Origin of the sequence: Pseudochelatococcus lubricantis (assembly GCF_042432495.1) — a bacterium.
Lineage (GTDB): Bacteria > Pseudomonadota > Alphaproteobacteria > Rhizobiales > Beijerinckiaceae > Pseudochelatococcus > Pseudochelatococcus lubricantis.
The window spans coordinates 1-17,075 of the sequence record NZ_JBHLXC010000015.1; the positions used below are offsets into that span (position 1 = coordinate 1).

Below are 17,075 nucleotides of genomic sequence, written 5' to 3' on the forward strand. Positions count from 1 at the left end.
AATGCGTAACGGCATGCCAAGCGCATCGACAACCGCGTGCAACTTCGTCGTCAAGCCACCACGCGAGCGGCCGATTGCGGCAGCTTGAGCCCCCCTTTTGATCCTGTCGCATCAGCGTGGACCTTCGAGATGGTGCTGTCGATCAGCACGTATTCAAAGTCGGGGTCGTCTGCCAACGTCTTGAAAAGACCCTCCCAAACCCCGGTGTGAGCCCAACGTCGGAAGCGGGCGTGAACAGCCGTCCACTTGCCGAAAGCGGCCGGCAGGTCACGCCAGCGAGCCGCATTGCAGGCCATCCAGAGGATGGCGTCGATAAACAATCTGTTATCAACGCCGCTTCGTCCTGGCGTTCCGACGCGACCGGGCAACAGCCCTTCGATCCGTCGCCATTGTTCATCCGTCAGGGTCCGTCTGCTCAAGGTTATCTCCTTTGGAGACCTTGAATCAGAACCAACACAAAAAGGGAATCAATGAATGCAGACACCACCTAGAGCTTTGAAAAAAGAAGCTTTCTCTTCCGCAAGCAAATGCTGGAGCGCCAAGCGTTCTGACGGAATGAGACCGTGCGTTCTGAATTCTATATTTTGCCGCAACTTGCACTCAATTCGACGGATCGACTTGAATGCAAACTGCTGAAGCGGGCGTCGCAGGCTTTACGTGCCCGTCCCTCGCGAGAACCCCGCAACGGCGGCGGCCGCGAGGCGGATCGTGGCGTGCATGAAGTCTTCCGCCAATTCCTCCGGCGTCTCAGCAGCGAGGACACAGTCCCGCACCTCCCGCCATTGCGCGAGTTCACCGGCGGATGCCCGCTGCGCGGCCCAGCCATCGAAGGCCTCCGCCGCACGGCTGCCCCGGCCGCGCAACAGCCGGGTAGCCAGCGTCAGCGCATGGATGCCGTTCGTGCCTTCGTAGATCGCGGTAATGCGCGCGTCGCGCCAGATCTGCTCTACCCGGTATTCGCGCAGATAGCCGTAACCGCCGAGCACCTGAATCGCCATGTCGGCGGCGCGAATGCCGGCCTCGGTCCCCATCACCTTGCAGACAGGGGTGAGGAAGTCGACGAGGTCCGGGTTCTCGCCGCTCTCCAGCGCGACGAGCGCCGTGTGGACGAGTTGCCGCGCGTCGCGCGCCGCTTCCCGCATGGTCGTCAGCTTGCGCCGCACATCCGCGTGGTCGGCGATGGCGCGCCCGCCCTGCCGGCGACCGGCGGCATAGGTGGCGGCGATGTCGTGCGCCCGCGCCGCATGGGCGATGCCCTGCAGCGCCACGTCGAGACGGGCATGGTTCATCATGGTGAACATGGCCGCGAGGCCGCCGCCCGGCTCGCCCAGCAGCGTGGCCGGCGCGGCGTCGAACGCCATCTGGCAGGTGGGCGAGGCGTGCAGACCGAGTTTCTCCTCGATGCGGAGAACGCGCACCGGCGCCAGCCCGCCCGCTTCGTCATGGGACGGCACGAGGAACAGGCCCAGGCCGCGGGTGCCCTCCTCCGGCAGCCCGGTCCGCGCGAGCACGAGGTGGAGGATGCGGTCCGTCATGTCCTGATCGCCGCCGGAAATGAAGATCTTCTCGCCCTCGATCCGCCAGCCGTCATCCACCGGGAACGCGCGCGTGCGGATGCCCGATAGGTCGGAGCCCGCCCCCGCTTCCGTCAGCGCCATGGTTGCCAGCCACTCGCCGGAGGCGAGGCGCGGCAGCCACAGCGCCTGTTGTTCCGGCGTGCCGAAGCGCAGGATCGTGCGCGCCGCGCCGGGCACGAGGCCACAGACCATCTGCAGCGAATGGCAGGCGCCGGCGAATATCTCCGTCACGGCGCCGAGGATCGGCGCGGGCAGGCCCTGCCCACCGGATGCCTCCGGCAGGCCGAGGCCGGGCCAGCCCTGCGCCGCATAGTCCGCATAGGCCGCGACGAAGCCGGCCGGCATCCGCACCCGCCCGCCTTCCATCCGGCAGCCCTCGCGGTCTCCGGGACCGTCGAGAGGCGCGATCGCGGTCTCGGCGAAGCGGGCGAAATGGCCGACGACTTCGGCGGCGAGGCCATCGTCCCAGCCGGGCAGATGCGCGGCGCCGGCAGCCCGGAAGGCGGCGAGAATGTCGTCGACGGGGGCTCTGAAGGGGATCATGCGGTTTCCTTCGCCGATGCGGTTTCTTGTACGAGACCGAGCAGCCTGGCTGCGTTGTCCTTGAGGATGCGCGGGCGGACGTCGTCGCGGATGGGCAGTTGCGCGAACTCGTCGAGCCAACGCTCGGGCGCGATCATCGGCCAGTCCGAACCGAACAGCACGCGATCCTTCAGCAGCGTATTGGCATAGTGCACGAGGATCTGCGGGAAATAGCGCGGCAGCCAGCCGGAAAGGTCTATCCAGACGTTCGGCTTGTGGCGCGCCACGGCGAGCGCTTCCTCCTGCCAGGGAAAGGAGGGATGGGCGAGGACGATCTTCATGTCGGGAAAATCCACCGCCACGTCGTCGAGATGCATGGGGTTGGAGTACTTCAGGCGCATGCCGTTGCCCCCTCGCATGCCGGAGCCGACGCCGGTCTGGCCGGTGTGGAACAGGGCGATGCCGCCCTCCGCCGCGATGGCCTCGTAAAGCGGATAGGCCATGCGGTCGTTCGGGAAGAAGCCCTGCATGGTGGGGTGGAACTTGAAACCCCTGATGCCGAACTCCCGCATCAGCCGCCGGGCCTCGCGCGCGCCGGCCACGCCCCGGGCGGGGTCGATGGAGGCGAAGGGGATGAGGATGTCGGCATGCCCGGCCGCCGCCTCCGCGACCTCCTCGTTGGCATAGCGGCGGTATCCCGTTTCCCGCTCGGCATCCACCGGGAAGATCACGGCCGCGATCTTCTGTTCCCGGTAGTGTGCCGCCGTTTCCGGGATCGTCGGCGGATGCGCCCAGGAGGCACGGAAATGCCGCGCCATGGCGGCCTGCAAGGCGTCATAGCCGTCGTCGGCGTGACAGCCGCAGGGCTCCTCCGCATGGGTGTGGAAGTCGATGGCGCGGATGGTGTCGAGGTCGACCATGGCTGTTCTCCCGGTTTTTCGGTGAAGCGCTCCCCGGCGGGCCGGGGAGCGCGGGCTCACGCGGCGGGGACGGCGAGGCGGTGGCGCCGCGACACCAGCATCACGGTGGCGAGGCCGCAAATCGCGGCGATGGGCAGGATGGCGTAGAGCACCTGCTCCGGGCTCATGCCGCGCGCGAGGAGCGCCCCGGCATAGAGCGGACCGGCGATCGACCCCAGGCGGCCGACCGCCACCGAAATGCCGACGCCCGTGCCCCGCACCTCGGCGGGATAGCACTGAGGTGCAATGCCATACAGCAGGGCCTGGGCGCAGAGCACCGCGCCGCCGACCACCGCCCCGGCTACCAGCGTGCTGGCGAAGTTGCCCGACACCGCAGACATGGCGAGGAGCGAGACGATCAGGAAGGCGAAGCAACTGCCGACCGCGAGCGAGGGCCGCTCGCCGTCGAGAAGCCGGCCGGCGATGAGGCTGCCGATGGCGCCGCCGACGTTGAACAGTATCTGCACGAAGGAGGCCTGGCCGCGGCTGAGCCCGCTGCCGACCAGAAGCTGCGGCAACCAGTTGAGAAGCAGATAAACGACGAGCAGCCCGAAGAAGAAGGCGGCCCACAGCAGCAACGTCGGCGCGAGCGTCTCCGGGCGGAAAAGCGCGCTGCGGATGCTTGTCCGCTCCCCGTTCTTCTGCGCCGTCTTGTCGACCGTGAGCGGCGGCAGCAGGGTCATCAGCGGCACGACCAGAAGCAGCGGCAGGACGCCGCCGACGACGAAGATCGAACGCCAGTCGTCGTGCAGCCCGAGCATGGCCACGACGCTGACCACCGCGCCGCCCAACGGCACGCCCGCATACATCAGTGCCACCGCGCGGCCGCGGCGCCCGGGCTCGGCAGCCTCGGCGGCGATGCTGACGAGGTTCGGCAGCGCGCCGCCGAGGCCGACGCCCGTCAGGAAGCGCATGACGACGAGCGACTGAAAGCCCGTGGCCCAGGCCGTCGCGATCGAGAACACGCCGAACAGCAGCAGCGCGGTCGCCAGCCCGGCGCGGCGCCCCCAGCGGTCGGCGATGACGCCGCCGAGCAGCGCGCCGAAGATGAGGCCGAACGTCGCCGACGAGAAGAACACGCCCATCTGCTCAGGCGTCAGGCCGAACACCGGGCCGAGTTTCGGCGCCGCGACGCCAGCCGCCTGAAGGTCGAACCCCTCGATGACGGCGCCCAGGAAAACGAGCACAATAGCTCGCCTTCCCGCAGAAGACTGCGGAACTGATTGCATCCTATCCTCCCTCTCGGAGCCCTTTGTTGCCGGCCCCTTATTCGCTTTCCGCGCGGCATCGGGCGCCGTGCAGCCGCCGGCACGGAACACGTCCGGCCAGCCTGAATGCTATGAACTATAGCGGAAAATATTGTTATGGACAATAGCGATAATGTTGCCCGGACCAGCAGGGCACAAGCCTGCCCTCGGTCAGCGCGGCGCCGTTTCCGCAGCCCCGGGCGCGGGGGAAAGGGGTAGTTCCGCCAGCGCCTGCTGCTTCAGCGCGCTCTTCTGCAGCTTGCCCGATCCCGTGCGCGGCAACGCCTCGACGAAGCGGAACTCCTTGGGGATCTTGTAACGGGCGAGCCGCCCCTCGCAGTGCGCGGCGAGATCGGCGGCCTCGGGCAGCGCATCCACGTCGCTCTTCAGCACGACATAGGCGCGCCCCACCTCGCCCCACCGCTTGTCGGGAATGCCGATCACGGCCGCCTCCGCCACGGCGGGGTGGTCGAGCAGCACCGTTTCCACTTCCACGGGATAAACGTTCTCGCCGCCCGAGATGAACATGTCCTTGCGCCGGTCGACGATGGTGACGAAGCCGTCCGCGTCCCGGCAGCCCACATCTCCGGTCCGCAGCCAGCCGTCCGGCGTGAAGGCGCGCTCGCGCTCCTCCGGGCGGTTCCAGTAGCCGGGCGTGACGTTGGGTCCGGCGACGAGGATCTCGCCCGGCTCGCCGTCAGGCGCCTCGCGGCCCTCGTCGTCGACGATGCGCACCGCTGTGCCGGGCCCCGGCAGGCCGACCGAGCCCGCCTTGGCGGTGATCAGTTCCGGTTCCAGCGACATGCCGAGGATGGTGCCCGCCTCGGTCATGCCGAAGCCGTCGACCATACGGATGCCGCGGTTCAGCCACCACAGGATGTTGGCGCGGGGGTTGGGCGCGCCGCCGGTGAAGAGTGCCTTCAGCGACCATTGCGCGGGCGCGAAGTTCGCCGCCTGCCGGAGCGCATCCGCCATTTGCGGCACGCAGAAATAATGGGTGATGCCGAGCGCGGGGTCGGCCAGCCGGTCGTTGGTGGCGAGGGGATCGAAGCCGTTCGAGACGAGAATGGTCGCGCCGTGCTTCAACGGCGGCCAGATGCTGGTCACGAGGCCGATGACATGGAACATCGGCGATTCGAGCAAAAAGACTGAATCGCCGCTCACATCCGCGAGCACGCCGAAGTTGATCGCCGTGAAGAACATCGTCTGCCCGGTCAGCACCACCCCCTTCGGCACGCCGGATGTGCCGGACGTGTAGAGGATCACGCAGGGATCAGTCGCGGCCGGCAGGGCCGCGGGCCGGGCCGGCTCGCCCGCATCGCGCAATGCGATGAGGTTCGCCATCGTCATCGCCACGCATCCCGCCGGCGGGTCGGCCTGGGCGATGCCGTCCGTGACGAGCAGGGACGGCGCGCAATCGGCGAGGATCGGCGCCAGTTCCTGCCGGGCCAGCCGCCAGTTCAGGGGCGCGAGGATCGCCCCAAGCCGCATGACGGCCTGCTGCAGGATGAGCTGGTCCGCGCTGTTGCGGGCGAGAACCGCGACACGCCCGCCACGCCGGATGCCGAGGCGCCCGGCGAGCACGCCGGCCATCTGCCGGACGGCGCGGTCGAGTTCCGCGTAGGACCAGCGCCTGCCCGTCGCCAGGTCCACGCAGGCCAGACGATCAGGCCGCAGCCCGGCGTGGAGCGCGATGAGATCGGGTGTCTGCCAGTGCTGCATCGGATTCTCCTCCCATGGACGCCGCCCCGGTCAGGCCCGGGTCTTGTCGTAGGCGCCGAGGCCCGGCTTGTAGGTCTTTTCATCGATGAACTGGCGGATGCCTTCCTTGCGGCCCCCGTCGTCGTAGAAGTTCGCCGCCTCCTGCGCCCGCACCAGATAATCCTCGGCGTTGTCGTAGGTCATTTCCTGGACACGGCGGACGGCATCCTTGGTCGCCTTCAGCGCCACCGGATTCTTCTGGAGCAGCACACGCGCCACTTCCGTCACCCGGTCCCTGAGCTGCGCCAGCGGCACGCTTTCGTTGACGAGCTTCCATTCCGCCGCCTTGCGGCCGTCGATCATCTCGCCCGTCAGCGCATGGTACATGGCGTCGCGCATGGACAGGAGATCCGCCACGACCTTAGTCGCCCCGCCACCGGGCAGGATGCCCCAGTTGATCTCGGAGAGGCCGAACTGCGCCTCGTCCGCCGCGAAGGCGAGGTCGCAGGCGAAGAGCGGACCGTAGCCGCCGCCGAAGCACCAGCCGTTAACCATCGCGATCGTCGGCTTCTGATACCAACGCAGCTTGCGCCACCAGCCGTAGGACTCGGACTGCGCCTTGCGCACCGCGCCAAGCCCCTGGACCTCGGTCTCGCGGAAATATTCCTTGAGGTCCATGCCCGCCGACCAGGCGGTGCCCTCGCCCGAGAGCACAAGGACGCCGACATCCTCGCGGAACTCCAGCTCCCGGAGGACATCCATCATCTGCCGGTTCAGGGCGGGATTCATGCAGTTGCGCTTTTCGGGACGGTTGAACCGTACCCAGGCGATGCCGTTGTCGATGTCGTGGATGACGGGATCAGTCATGGTGGTCTCCGATGAGGGATGGGGCCGTGCGGCGCCGATGCGCGGAGACAGTCCGCGCGAGCTGTCGCGAAGAGCCGGAACGGCGGTCGGGTGGAATGGTAGCTCAGCCCGGGCAGCGGCCCGCCACGGTCTCGACACTGATCCGGCGCGGATGCGGCATGCCACGCCCAGACCCCGCGACTCGCAAGGAAACTGTGGTATTCATTTTTTCCTCCCGGTTTCATGGCCGCGCCGGCATCGCCGGTCATGTTGCTATGAAGCATAACCATTAATCGCTATATCGCATAGCATTCTGGCGTTTGGCAAGAGATATAATGAAATCAGGACAGACGAATTTGATGAGAAGAGTCGGATGCCCATGATCCAGAAGGCCATTGAGCCGGACGTCGCCGGGGAAAGCCGGCTTGAGGACCTTGTCGGCTATCATCTTCGCCGTGCTTCGGTCGCCGACATGAACGACTTCGTCCGCTGTTTCCGGGCCGAGGGCCTGCGGCCGATTCCGTTTTCGGTGCTCTGTGCCATCGATGAGCAGCCGGGAACGACGTCCGCCGAGATATGCCGGATTCTCGGTCTGCAGCGCGCGAACATCGTCTCGATCCTCGCGGAGTTCGACGAGCGCGGCCTGATCGAACGGCACTCGGATCCCAACGACCAGCGCATCCAGCGGCTGAGCCTCAGCGCGGAGGCGAAGAGCCTGCTGCCCGGCTGGCGGGCGCGGGTGGTGGAGCGGGAGGAAAAGCTCTTCCACACGCTGACGGCCGGCGAAAGGCGCACGCTGTGCGAACTCCTCGCCCGCGTCTGGAAGGGCGCCGAGTAGACGGCCGTCCGTTCATTCAGTGCAGGCCGCCGACGCCCAGGAAATGCTCCACCGTCTTCCTGTCGCCGGCGAGCGCGGCGCTGGCGCCGGACCACGCGATGCGGCCGCGCTCCAGAATGATGACGTCGTCGGCGAAGTCGAGCGCGCTCTGGATACGCTGTTCGACGAGCAGGATCGTCATGCCGCCCTGCTGCGCCAGCGCGGAGAACACCGCCGTCAGCTCCTCGCAGATCACCGGCGCCAGCCCTTCCAGCGGCTCGTCCAGCAGCAGCACGGTCGGCTGTCCGAGGATGGTGCGCGCGGTCGAGAGCATCTGCTGCTCACCGCCCGAGAGCTGCGAGCCGAGGTTGCGGCGCCGCTCCTTGAGGCGCGGAAACAGCTTGTAGGCTTCCTCGATCGCATCCTTCGGGCGCTTCTTCAGGCCGACGGACAGGTTCTCCTCCACCGTGAGCGTCGAGAAGACGTCGCGCGTCTGCGGCACGTAGCCGAGCCCGGCAAGCGCGCGGGCGGCGGGAGCGAGCGGCGCGATGTCAGTGCCGCCCAGCCTGATCTCGCCGCCGTAGCGCCGCGTATGCCCGGCAATGGTGGCGAACAGGCTTGTCTTGCCCACGCCGTTGCGGCCCAGCACCGCGAGCCGGGAACCGGGCGCGACGCTGAACGAGACGTCCTCTATCACCCGCGTCGGGCCGTAGCCGGCGCTGAGGTTGCGGACGTCGAGCGAGACAGCGGTCGTCATTGCGCGTAACTCCCGAGATAGGCCTCGCGCACGCGCGCGTCCTTCACGACGTCGTCAGGCAGACCGTCGAAGATCACCTTTCCGGCCGCGAGCACGATGACGCGGCGGGCGAAGCGGAAGACCAGCTCCATGTCGTGCTCGATCATCAGCACGGCGAGATCGGGCGGCAGCATCTCCAGCGCCCGCTCGATGCGCCCCGTGTCGCTCTGCGGCACGCCCGCCGCCGGTTCGTCGAGCAAAAGCACTCGCGGCCGCAGGGCAAGTGCGAGAGCGATTTCCAGAAGGCGCTGCTGGCCATAGGCGATCTCGCTCACCTTGCGGGTCGCCAGCCCGTCGAGGCCGAGCGTGCCGAGGATGTCGCGCACCTCCTCCATGACGCGCGGCATGCGCCTGAAATCGCCGAACAGGCGGCCGGTCCTGCCCTCGCGCTGCAGGACAGCGAGTGCCACGTGCTCCTCCGGCGTCATCTCCTGAAAAAGGCGCGTGACCTGAAACGAGCGCACCAGCCCCAGCCGCACACGTTGCATGGCGTTGAGGCGCGTGATGTCCGCACCCGCGAGCGTCACGGTGCCGGAGGTGGGCGCGAGATTGCCCGTGACAAGGTTGACGAACGTCGTCTTGCCCGCGCCATTGGGGCCGATCAGCGCCAAGCGGTCGCTCGTCGCCATCGACAGAGAGACGTCGTCGGTGACGGTGAGGCCGCCGAAGTTCTTGCGCAGCCGGGTGACTTCGAAGACGGTGCTCATCGCCGGCCGCTCCCGCGCGTCAGCAAGGCCGCGGCCGAGCCGTAGAGGCCGCGCGGCGCGAACAGCACCACCGCGATGAGCAGCACGCCGACCATGGTGAGCCAGTGGAACGGGTTGGCGGCCGAGACCACGTCCTCGAACCACATGAAGGCCACGGTGCCGATCAGCGCCCCGTAGAGCGAACCCACACCGCCCAGCACCAGCATGACGAGCGCCTCCGCCGACAGCGTGAAGGACAGGCTGTCGAGGCCGACCACCTGTGTCGAGATGGCGTTGAGCGCGCCGCCGACACCCGCGACCGCGCCGGAGATCACGAACATGCGCAGTTGTGCGCCGTGCACCGACGCGCCCATGGCGTGGACACGGACCTTGTCCTCCCGGATGCCGCGGCACAGCATGCCGAAGGGGGAATGGACGACGAAGCGCAGCAGGACGAAGACGATCACGAGGAGGACGACGGCATAGACATAGACCGTGCGGCCCCACAGGTCGAACTCGAAGAGGCCGAGCAGCGGGTCGGGGGAAATGCCGCTGAGGCCGTCGCTGCCGCCCGTCCATCCGGACGCCTTGTTCGCCGCCTCGTGGAAGAGATGCACGACGGCGATGGACAGCACGAGCTGCGCGAGGCCGTGCGCGCGCAGCAGCACGACGCCGGAAATGAGGCCGGCGACGGCACCCGCCGCAAGCCCGATCCCCGTCATCGCCAGCGGGCTCACGACGCCGAAATGCGCGGCGGCGATGCCGGCGCCGTAGGCGCCCGCACCGAACAGGGCGGCATGGCCGAGTGTCGCGATGCCGCAGTAGCCCGTCACCAGATCGAGCGACAACACCAGCAGCGCGACGGCGACGATGCGCGTCAGCAGCGCCAGATTATCGGGGAACAGGAAGTAGCCGGCAACACCGCAGCCGACGATGGCTGCGAGGCCGACGAGCCCGGAAAGCGTCCGGTTGAAGGATTGCCCGGCGGGCTGCGAAATCGCGGTCATTGTTTCTTCAACCTTCCCGCAAGGCCGCGGGGAAACAGGGTCACGATGATGATGACGGCGAGATAGAAGAAGAACTCGCCGTATTCGGGCGCGAGGTAGCGCCCGATGGTATCGATCGCGCCGAGCAGCAGGCAGGCGAGCAGCGCGCCGGGAATGGAGCCGGGACCGCCGACCGACACCACGACCAGAAATGTCACCATATAGCGCAGCGCGTAATAGGGTTCGAGCGGCAGCAGCTCCGACCCCACCACCCCGCCGAAGGCGGCGAGCGCGACGGCAAGGGCGAAGCTCGCCGCATAGACGATCTGCGTGCGCACGCCGAGCGAAGCCGCCATGTTGGCATTGTCCACAGTGGCGCGCAGGCGGACGCCGAAGGCCGTGCGCTCGATCAGGTACCACAGCCCGCCCGCGACGATGAGGCCGCATAGGATGGCGAACAGGCGATACTTCGCCACCGAGCGGAAGCCGAGATCGACGGAGCCGCGCAGCGCCTCCGGCAGCGGCACCGTCTTCAGCGTCGGCCCGAAAATGTAGTTGACCAGCCCGATGACGCAGAAGGTGATGCCGATGGTCATCAGCACCTGCGTCAACTCGGATGCGCCGTAGATGCGGCGGTAGAGCAGCCGTTCCAGCGGCAGGGCGATAATGGCGGTCGCCACCATTGCCGCCACGATGGCGATGCCATAGCCAAAGCCCGCATGCGCGACATAGGAGGCGCAATAGCCGCCCACCATGGCGAAGGCGCCGTGCGCGAGGTTGATGACGCGCATCAGCCCCATCGTCACGGACAAGCCGATGGAAATGACGAACAGCACCATGCCGTAGGCAAGGGCGTCGACGGCGATACTCAGCACGGTCTGCATCAGTCAGGTCCAGTCATGAGGGAGCGCCGCGCGCCCCTTCCTCATTGCGCCGCGAGGCCGGGATCGCCCTGCTTCTCGAACGTCCGGATCTCCTTGTTGTAGTAGCTGCCGTCCTCGGCCCGGGCCACCTCGCGCAGGTAGATGTTCTGCGTGATGTGGCGGCTTTCGGGATCGATGGAGACGGGTCCGCGCGGGCTTTCCCAGGAGAGGCCCTTCACGGCTTCGACAGCCTTTTCCGCATCCTGCCGGCCGCCCGTGGCCTCGATCATCCTGTAGATGACGTGCATGCCGTCATAGGCGCCGACGGAGGGGAAGGAAAGCTCGGCCGGGTTGCCGATGGCCTTCCTCGCGTTTTCCACGAACCGGCGGTTCTCGTCGGAGTCGTGCGACAGCGCGTAGTGGAACGTGGTGAGCGCGCCTGCCGCCGCCTCTCCCAGCGCCGGCAGGTCGGATTCCTGCGTCAGGTCGCCCGGCGCGAAGAGCCGCACGCCGGCCTTGCCGAGGCCGTTGTCCGCGTAAGCCTTCATGAAGCCAAGCGTGGTGGGGCCGGAAGGCAGGAAGGCGAACACGCCCTGGGCGCCGGAATCCTTCACGCGCTGCATGATCGGGCTGAAATCGTTGGTGCTGAGCGGCATGCGGATGGCCTGCACCACCTCACCGCCCGCCTTGGTGAACGCAGCCTTGAAGGCATTTTCCGCGTCGACACCCGGGCCGTAGTCGCTCACCACGGTGATGACCTTCTTCACCCCGAGATCGAGGGCGACCTGCGCGATCGGCGTCGAGGTCTGCCACGTCGTGAAGGACACACGCACGACATAGGGGCTCTTGGCGACGATGGAAGAAGTGGCCGCGTTCATCACCACCATGGGCACATTGGCCTGCTTCAGCAGTGGCGTCACAGCCATGGCGTCCGGCGTGAAATAGAAGCCCGCCAGATACTGCACCTTTTCCTTGACGACGAGTTCCTGCGCCAGCGCCTTGGATTGGGCCGGATCGGCCTGCGGCACGTCGCGGTAAACGATCTCGACCGTGTTGTCGCCGATCTTGTTGCCATGCTCCGCGATATAGGCGTCTATGCCGGCCTTGAAGTTCTTGCCCTGAATGGCGAAGGGGCCGGAGAACGGACCGATCACCCCGACCTTGACGACGTCGGCCTCGGCAGCGGTGGCGCCGAACGCGATTGCAGCCGCCGCAGCGATTGCGAACTTCCTCATGTTTTCCTCCCGAAGCGAAACCCGGTTCCGGACGCAGCCGGACGGCCCTTGCCGCCCGACGGCACCCCGCCGCGTCTTCTGTTCTGTACCACCTTGCCAGTCCGCTCCGTAATGTAAAATGAATTGATCGTGCGGACCGATAATCAACCGGTTATGGAGCGGCCGCCTCTCCCAGCCGCCGGATCGCGCCTGCGAGGTCCTGCGCCCTGTTCAGCGACGCTGCCGCCGCCATCGCCATCTGCGGCAGGATCATCCATTCGAGCGTCCAGGCGGCACCGGATCGCTCCTGCTCGTGCACCATCGCATGCTGCAGGGCCGACGCCTGAACCGCGTTGAAACGGGCAAGGGACACCAGCACCTCCGCGCCGACGGGGTTCTGCTTGTGCGGCATGGCCGAGGAGCCGCCGCCGCCGGCGAGCGCGATCTCGCCGCCCGCCTGCGCCATGAGCGCGACATCCTGCCCGAATTTGCCCAAGCTGCCCGAGACGAGCGCGAAGACATGGCCGTACTCGGCCACGTAGTCGCGCTGGCTCTGCCACTGCGGCGCGTCGTCGAGGCCGAGCGCCGCCGCCAGCGCGGCGCGCAGCGGCGGCCCCTGCTCCGCGAACCTGTCGAGCGTGCCCGCGGCACCGCCGAATTGCACGGGAAAGCTCAGGCTGGCCAACCGCCCGCGATGGCGCGTCAGCGGTTCGCGCCACGCCCGGATGCGGTCCGACACGCTGATGGGGATGGCGGCCTGCATCCGCGTGTAGCCCGTGAGGGGCCGGGCGCCAAAGGCGCGGTCGAGCCCATCGTAGGCAGCGATCAGCCCCGCGAGGCGCGTGTCGAGCAGCCGGCAGAACTCTTTCAGCCGGAGCACGAGGCTGGTGTCGATGACATCCTGGCTCGTCGCGCCGAGATGCACCTCCCGCGCATGTTCGTTGCCGACGGCCTCCCGCAACTGGCGCACCAGCTCCGGGATGACGACGCCGTCGCGGGCCGTGCCCGCCGCCAGTGCCGCGATGTCGGGCGCGAACGTCTCCGCAACGGTCGCGATGTGGCTTGCCGCCACGGCGGGAATGAGGCCGAGCTTTGCCTGCGCGACGGCAAGCGCCGCCTCGAAACGCAGCATGGCGCGAATGTCGGCGGAAGCTTCGAAAAGCGTTGCGGCTTCCCTGTCACCGAACAGGCCCGACAGGAAGGGATGGTCAAAAATGCCCGGCATCGGCTCACATATCGAAAAAGACGGTTTCTCTTTCACCCTGCAGGTGAATGTCGAACTGATAGGCATCGCCGTCGCGCTGGCCGATCAGGGTGGGGATGCGCACCTTGTGTTCGATGCGCGCCAGCACCGGGTCCTCCGCGTTGGCGTCGGCCTCGTCGGAGAAATACATGCGCGTGTGCAGGCCGATGTTGATGCCGCGCGCGACGATCCACAAGGTCACGTGCGGCGCCATCAGGCGACCGTCCTGGAACGGCACCCGGCCCGGCTTGACGGTCTCGAAGACGAACTCGCCCGTCTCGAAATGCGCGGGCGAGCGTCCCCAACCGGAAAAATTCTCGTCCGCCTTGCCGCGCGTCTCCAGCGGGCTGTTGTAGAGGCCGGCGGCGTCGGCCTGCCATATCTCGACGAGCGCGTCCTTCAGCGGCGTGCCGCTGCCATCGATGACGCGGCCACGGATGACGATGCGCTCGCCGCGCGTCTTCTCGTTGACCAGCGCGCCCACGCCCAGGTCTTCCGCGTAGATGCCATGGATGCCGACGAAGTTCGGCGTGAGGCCGATGTGGACATAGGGACCCGCCGTCTGCGACGGGCTTTCCTTCAGATAACCGAGCGGCTGGACCATTCAATTTCCCTCCCGACGATTCTCGAACATGGTGGAGCGGCGGCCGCGCAGCACGATGTCGAACTTGTAGGCGCGCATGTCCATCGGCAAGGTGGCGTTCATGTCCAGCGGCGCGACGAGGCGCTCTATGGCCGCCTTGTCCGGGATGGTCTGCACGATCGGGCAGCGCCAGATCAGCGGATCGCCCTCGAAATACATCTGCGTGATGAGGCGCTGGGCGAAGGACTTGCCAAAAATCGAGAAATGGATGTGCGCCGGCCGCCAGTCGTTGACGCCGTTCGGCCACGGATAGGGGCCGGGCTGGACGGTCTTGAACCAGTAATAGCCGTCGTCGTCGGTGATCGCGCGGCCGACGCCGCCGAAATTCGGGTCGATCGCGGCGAGATAGGTATCCTTCTTGTGGCGGTAGCGGCCGCCGGCGTTCGCCTGCCAGAACTCGACGAGCACGCCCGGCAACGGGCGGTTGCTCTCGTCGAGCACCCGCCCGTGCACCAGGATGCGCGGGCCGATGGCCGACTCGCCGGGCTTGGCGTAGTTGTGGATCAAGTCGTTGTCGAGTTCATGCAGCATGTTGTGGCCGAAGACAGGCCCGGTGATCTCGCTCCGCGTTCCCTCAAGCGAGAGCAGCGCGCGCGTGGGCGCGCGCAGGACCGACGTCTTGTACCACGGCGTATAGGCCGGCGGCTGCATGGCACGATCGCGGACGAACAACGGGCCCGCTTCCGGTATCGTATTCCTCATGGTTCAGGCTCCCTCCCCTGTTCCGGTTGCCTTGATCTCTTCGCAAGTCGTCATTTCTTCATAAGTCTTCTTGGCGATCTTGAAGGCATGGTTGGATGCCGGCACGCCGGCATAGATGGCCACGTGCAGCAGCGCTTCGCGGATGTCGTCCCGCGTCGCGCCGGTGTTGACCGTGGCGCGGATGTGCATCGCCAGCTCCTCGTCCTGGCCGAGCGCGGCCAGCAGCGCGATGGTGACGATGGAGCGCTCGCGCCGGGTCAGGTTCGGGCGCGCCCACAGCGTGCCCCATGCGGTCTCGGTGATCAGTTCCTGAAACGGCGCGTCGAAATCGTTCGCGGCCGAGGATGCCCGATCCACATGCGCATCACCCAGAACGGAGCGTCGCACTTCCATGCCCAGACTGTAGCGGTCGGATCGCCCGGCGGATTGAGCCATGGGTTCAGTCTCCCTGCGGAATGTGAGGCGGAATTTGCTGCAAGAACTGGCGGAGCAGGTCCGTATAGGCCGCGGGCTGCTCCACGTTGGGAATATGACCGGCACCGGCGATCACCTCGAAACGGGCGCCGTGAACGAGCCCCGCCAGTTCCCGCACCAGATCGGGCGGCGTCGAGCCGTCCTGATCGCCGACGATGCAGAGCGTCGGCACGGTGATCGCCCGCGCCGCGGCGGTGTAGTCGGCCTCGCGCAGCGCCGCGCAAGTCGCGATGTAGCCATCGAGCGGCTGGCGCGCGAACATGGCCCGGTAGCCGGCGTAAGCGGCGTTGTCCGGCACGCGGAAGGCGGGCGTGAACCAGCGCGGCATGGTCGCGTCCAGAATGCTGGCGAGGCCGTCCTTCCCGATGGCCTCCATGCGCGCGTTCCACATCTCCGCCGTGCCGATCTTGTGGGCCGTGTTGGACAGCACGAGCCCGGCCACCAGATCGGGCCGCAGGGCATGGACGCCCTGCGCCACGAGCCCGCCGACCGACAGGCCGCACAGGACCGCACGCGCGATCGACAGTTTCTCCAGCAGCCCGATCAGATCGCGCGCCAGCCGCTCGATCGTGTAGGGTGTCGCCCCGATACCGGAAAGACCGTGGCCGCGCTTGTCGTAGGTCAGCACGGCGCGGTCGCTGCCCAGGCGAGTCTTGACCTCGTCCCAGATCCGCAGATCGGTTCCGAGCGAGTTGATGAATACGATCACCGGACCCGCGTCCGAGGCGCCCGCCCCGGCAGGGCGGAAATCGTAATGGACGGCGATGTCGTCGATCAGAGCGAATTGCACCGGACTTTCCTCCTGCTCCAAAGTTGGCGCTTTCATATGGTTAAGTAAAATGATATTTATTCGCCATCATATAATTCATGGGTTATGAAAAGCGTGATCGGCAATCGTATCAAGTTTCGTCATCTGCACACGTTTGTGGAAGTGGCGCGACAGAAAAGCGTGGTGAAGGCGGCGGAGCTGCTGCATGTCAGCCAGCCTGCCGTGACCAAGACCATCCGCGAGCTGGAAGAGATTCTGGGCGTGCCGGTGCTTGAGCGCGAGGGGCGCGGCATCGGCATCACGCGCTATGGCGAGGTTTTCCTGCGACATGCGGGTTCGGCTTTGACGGCGTTGCGGCAGGGCCTCGATTCCGTCTCGCAGGAACGGCAGGGCACCGGCACGCCCATCCGCATCGGCGCCCTGCCCACGGTGTCGAGCCGCGTCATGCCGCGCGCCATGAGCCTGTTTCTGGCCGAGGAAACCCGCAGCCGCGTCAAGATCGTCACCGGCGAAAACGCCGTGCTGCTGGAGCAGCTTCGCGTCGGCGATCTCGACCTGGTGGTCGGCCGCCTCGCGGCGCCGGAGAAGATGACCGGCTTTTCCTTCGAGCATCTCTACTCGGAAAAGGTGGTGCTGCTGGTGCGGGCCGGCCATCCGCTGCTGAACCACGGCCCCTCGCTCTACGCCAGCCTCGGCGACTATCCCGTGCTGATGCCGACGGGCAACTCGATCATCCGGCCCTTTGTCGAGCGCCTGCTGATCGTCAACGGGATCGCCCCGCCGCCCGTGCAGATCGAGACGGTATCCGATGCGTTCGGCCGCGCCTTCGTGCAGGAGAGCGACGCGGTATGGATCATATCGGAAGGCGTCGTCGCGCGCGATATCGCGGAAGGCCGGCTGGTGCCGCTGCCCATCGATACCGGCGAAACCACCGGACCCGTGGGGCTGACCATGCGCACCGACACGGTTCCCTCGGCGGGCCTGCAGATCCTGATGCAGACCATCCGCGAGACCGCGGCGGGCGCCTGAT

The 17,075-nt window shown here is 67.1% G+C and carries 17 protein-coding genes and 1 pseudogene; 2 read left to right on the top strand and 16 right to left on the bottom strand.

Annotated elements, in window-relative coordinates; all coding sequences use genetic code 11:
- The 6 genes and pseudogenes from ACFFJ7_RS18000 to ACFFJ7_RS18025 all read right to left on the bottom strand — a co-directional run.
- Positions 1-419: pseudogene (locus ACFFJ7_RS18000) on the bottom strand (IS5 family transposase); the annotation flags it as partial.
- 234 nt (positions 420-653) lie between these two features.
- Positions 654-2,120 (bottom strand): acyl-CoA dehydrogenase family protein, encoded by a 1,467-nt coding sequence (locus ACFFJ7_RS18005; RefSeq protein WP_377594211.1) that lies wholly within the window; start codon positions 2,118-2,120, stop codon positions 654-656.
- Positions 2,117-3,019: an amidohydrolase family protein gene (locus ACFFJ7_RS18010; protein WP_377594213.1), complete on the bottom strand. Its 903-nt coding sequence runs from the start codon at positions 3,017-3,019 to the stop codon at positions 2,117-2,119. Before ACFFJ7_RS18010 ends, ACFFJ7_RS18005 begins: the two co-directional genes overlap by 4 nt.
- A gap of 56 nt (positions 3,020-3,075) precedes the next feature.
- Entirely contained in the window at positions 3,076-4,287 is a 1,212-nt protein-coding gene (gene mhpT / locus ACFFJ7_RS18015; RefSeq protein WP_166955843.1) for a 3-(3-hydroxy-phenyl)propionate transporter MhpT, read from the bottom strand.
- 189 nt (positions 4,288-4,476) lie between these two features.
- Complete coding sequence (locus ACFFJ7_RS18020) at positions 4,477-6,027, bottom strand: AMP-binding protein (RefSeq protein WP_377594216.1); 1,551 nt, start codon at positions 6,025-6,027, stop codon at positions 4,477-4,479.
- A gap of 30 nt (positions 6,028-6,057) precedes the next feature.
- Complete coding sequence (locus tag ACFFJ7_RS18025; RefSeq protein WP_166955839.1) at positions 6,058-6,873, bottom strand: p-hydroxycinnamoyl CoA hydratase/lyase; 816 nt, start codon at positions 6,871-6,873, stop codon at positions 6,058-6,060.
- Positions 6,874-7,225: 352 nt separating this feature from the next.
- Between ACFFJ7_RS18025 and ACFFJ7_RS18030 the strand changes: the two genes are divergently transcribed.
- The gene (locus ACFFJ7_RS18030; RefSeq protein ID WP_208394348.1) at positions 7,226-7,690 is read left to right on the top strand and encodes a MarR family winged helix-turn-helix transcriptional regulator; all 465 of its coding nucleotides are present in this window, start codon (positions 7,226-7,228) and stop codon (positions 7,688-7,690) included.
- 16 nt (positions 7,691-7,706) lie between these two features.
- Here ACFFJ7_RS18030 and ACFFJ7_RS18035 read toward each other — a convergent pair whose 3' ends face one another.
- From ACFFJ7_RS18035 to pcaD, 10 genes are all read right to left on the bottom strand, one after another.
- Positions 7,707-8,426 (bottom strand): ABC transporter ATP-binding protein, encoded by a 720-nt coding sequence (locus ACFFJ7_RS18035; protein ID WP_166955835.1) that lies wholly within the window; start codon positions 8,424-8,426, stop codon positions 7,707-7,709.
- Positions 8,423-9,172, bottom strand: a complete 750-nt coding sequence (locus ACFFJ7_RS18040) for an ABC transporter ATP-binding protein (RefSeq protein WP_377594220.1) — start codon at positions 9,170-9,172, stop codon at positions 8,423-8,425. The genes ACFFJ7_RS18035 and ACFFJ7_RS18040 overlap by 4 nt, the downstream gene beginning before the upstream one ends.
- The gene (locus ACFFJ7_RS18045) at positions 9,169-10,158 is read right to left on the bottom strand and encodes a branched-chain amino acid ABC transporter permease (RefSeq protein WP_166955831.1); all 990 of its coding nucleotides are present in this window, start codon (positions 10,156-10,158) and stop codon (positions 9,169-9,171) included. The genes ACFFJ7_RS18040 and ACFFJ7_RS18045 overlap by 4 nt, the downstream gene beginning before the upstream one ends.
- Positions 10,155-11,021 (bottom strand): branched-chain amino acid ABC transporter permease, encoded by an 867-nt coding sequence (locus tag ACFFJ7_RS18050; RefSeq protein WP_377594222.1) that lies wholly within the window; start codon positions 11,019-11,021, stop codon positions 10,155-10,157. Before ACFFJ7_RS18050 ends, ACFFJ7_RS18045 begins: the two co-directional genes overlap by 4 nt.
- 41 nt (positions 11,022-11,062) lie before the next feature.
- Positions 11,063-12,235, bottom strand: a complete 1,173-nt coding sequence (locus ACFFJ7_RS18055; RefSeq protein WP_166955827.1) for an ABC transporter substrate-binding protein — start codon at positions 12,233-12,235, stop codon at positions 11,063-11,065.
- Between the two features lie 151 nt (positions 12,236-12,386).
- Positions 12,387-13,439, bottom strand: coding sequence for a 3-carboxy-cis,cis-muconate cycloisomerase (locus tag ACFFJ7_RS18060; protein ID WP_377594225.1), 1,053 nt, complete (start codon positions 13,437-13,439; stop codon positions 12,387-12,389).
- 4 nt (positions 13,440-13,443) lie between these two features.
- A complete protein-coding gene (gene pcaG / locus ACFFJ7_RS18065; RefSeq protein ID WP_166955820.1) occupies positions 13,444-14,061 on the bottom strand; it encodes a protocatechuate 3,4-dioxygenase subunit alpha in 618 nt (205 codons plus the stop codon).
- Entirely contained in the window at positions 14,062-14,802 is a 741-nt protein-coding gene (gene pcaH, locus ACFFJ7_RS18070; RefSeq protein ID WP_166955808.1) for a protocatechuate 3,4-dioxygenase subunit beta, read from the bottom strand.
- A 3-nt stretch (positions 14,803-14,805) separates the two neighbouring features.
- Positions 14,806-15,237, bottom strand: coding sequence for a 4-carboxymuconolactone decarboxylase (gene pcaC / locus ACFFJ7_RS18075; protein ID WP_166955805.1), 432 nt, complete (start codon positions 15,235-15,237; stop codon positions 14,806-14,808).
- 4 nt (positions 15,238-15,241) lie between these two features.
- Positions 15,242-16,066: a 3-oxoadipate enol-lactonase gene (pcaD, locus tag ACFFJ7_RS18080; protein ID WP_377594228.1), complete on the bottom strand. Its 825-nt coding sequence runs from the start codon at positions 16,064-16,066 to the stop codon at positions 15,242-15,244.
- 93 nt (positions 16,067-16,159) lie between these two features.
- Here pcaD and pcaQ point away from each other — a divergent pair, with 93 nt between their 5' ends.
- Positions 16,160-17,074, top strand: a complete 915-nt coding sequence (pcaQ, locus tag ACFFJ7_RS18085) for a pca operon transcription factor PcaQ (protein ID WP_166955798.1) — start codon at positions 16,160-16,162, stop codon at positions 17,072-17,074.
- Position 17,075 lies beyond the last annotated feature (1 nt).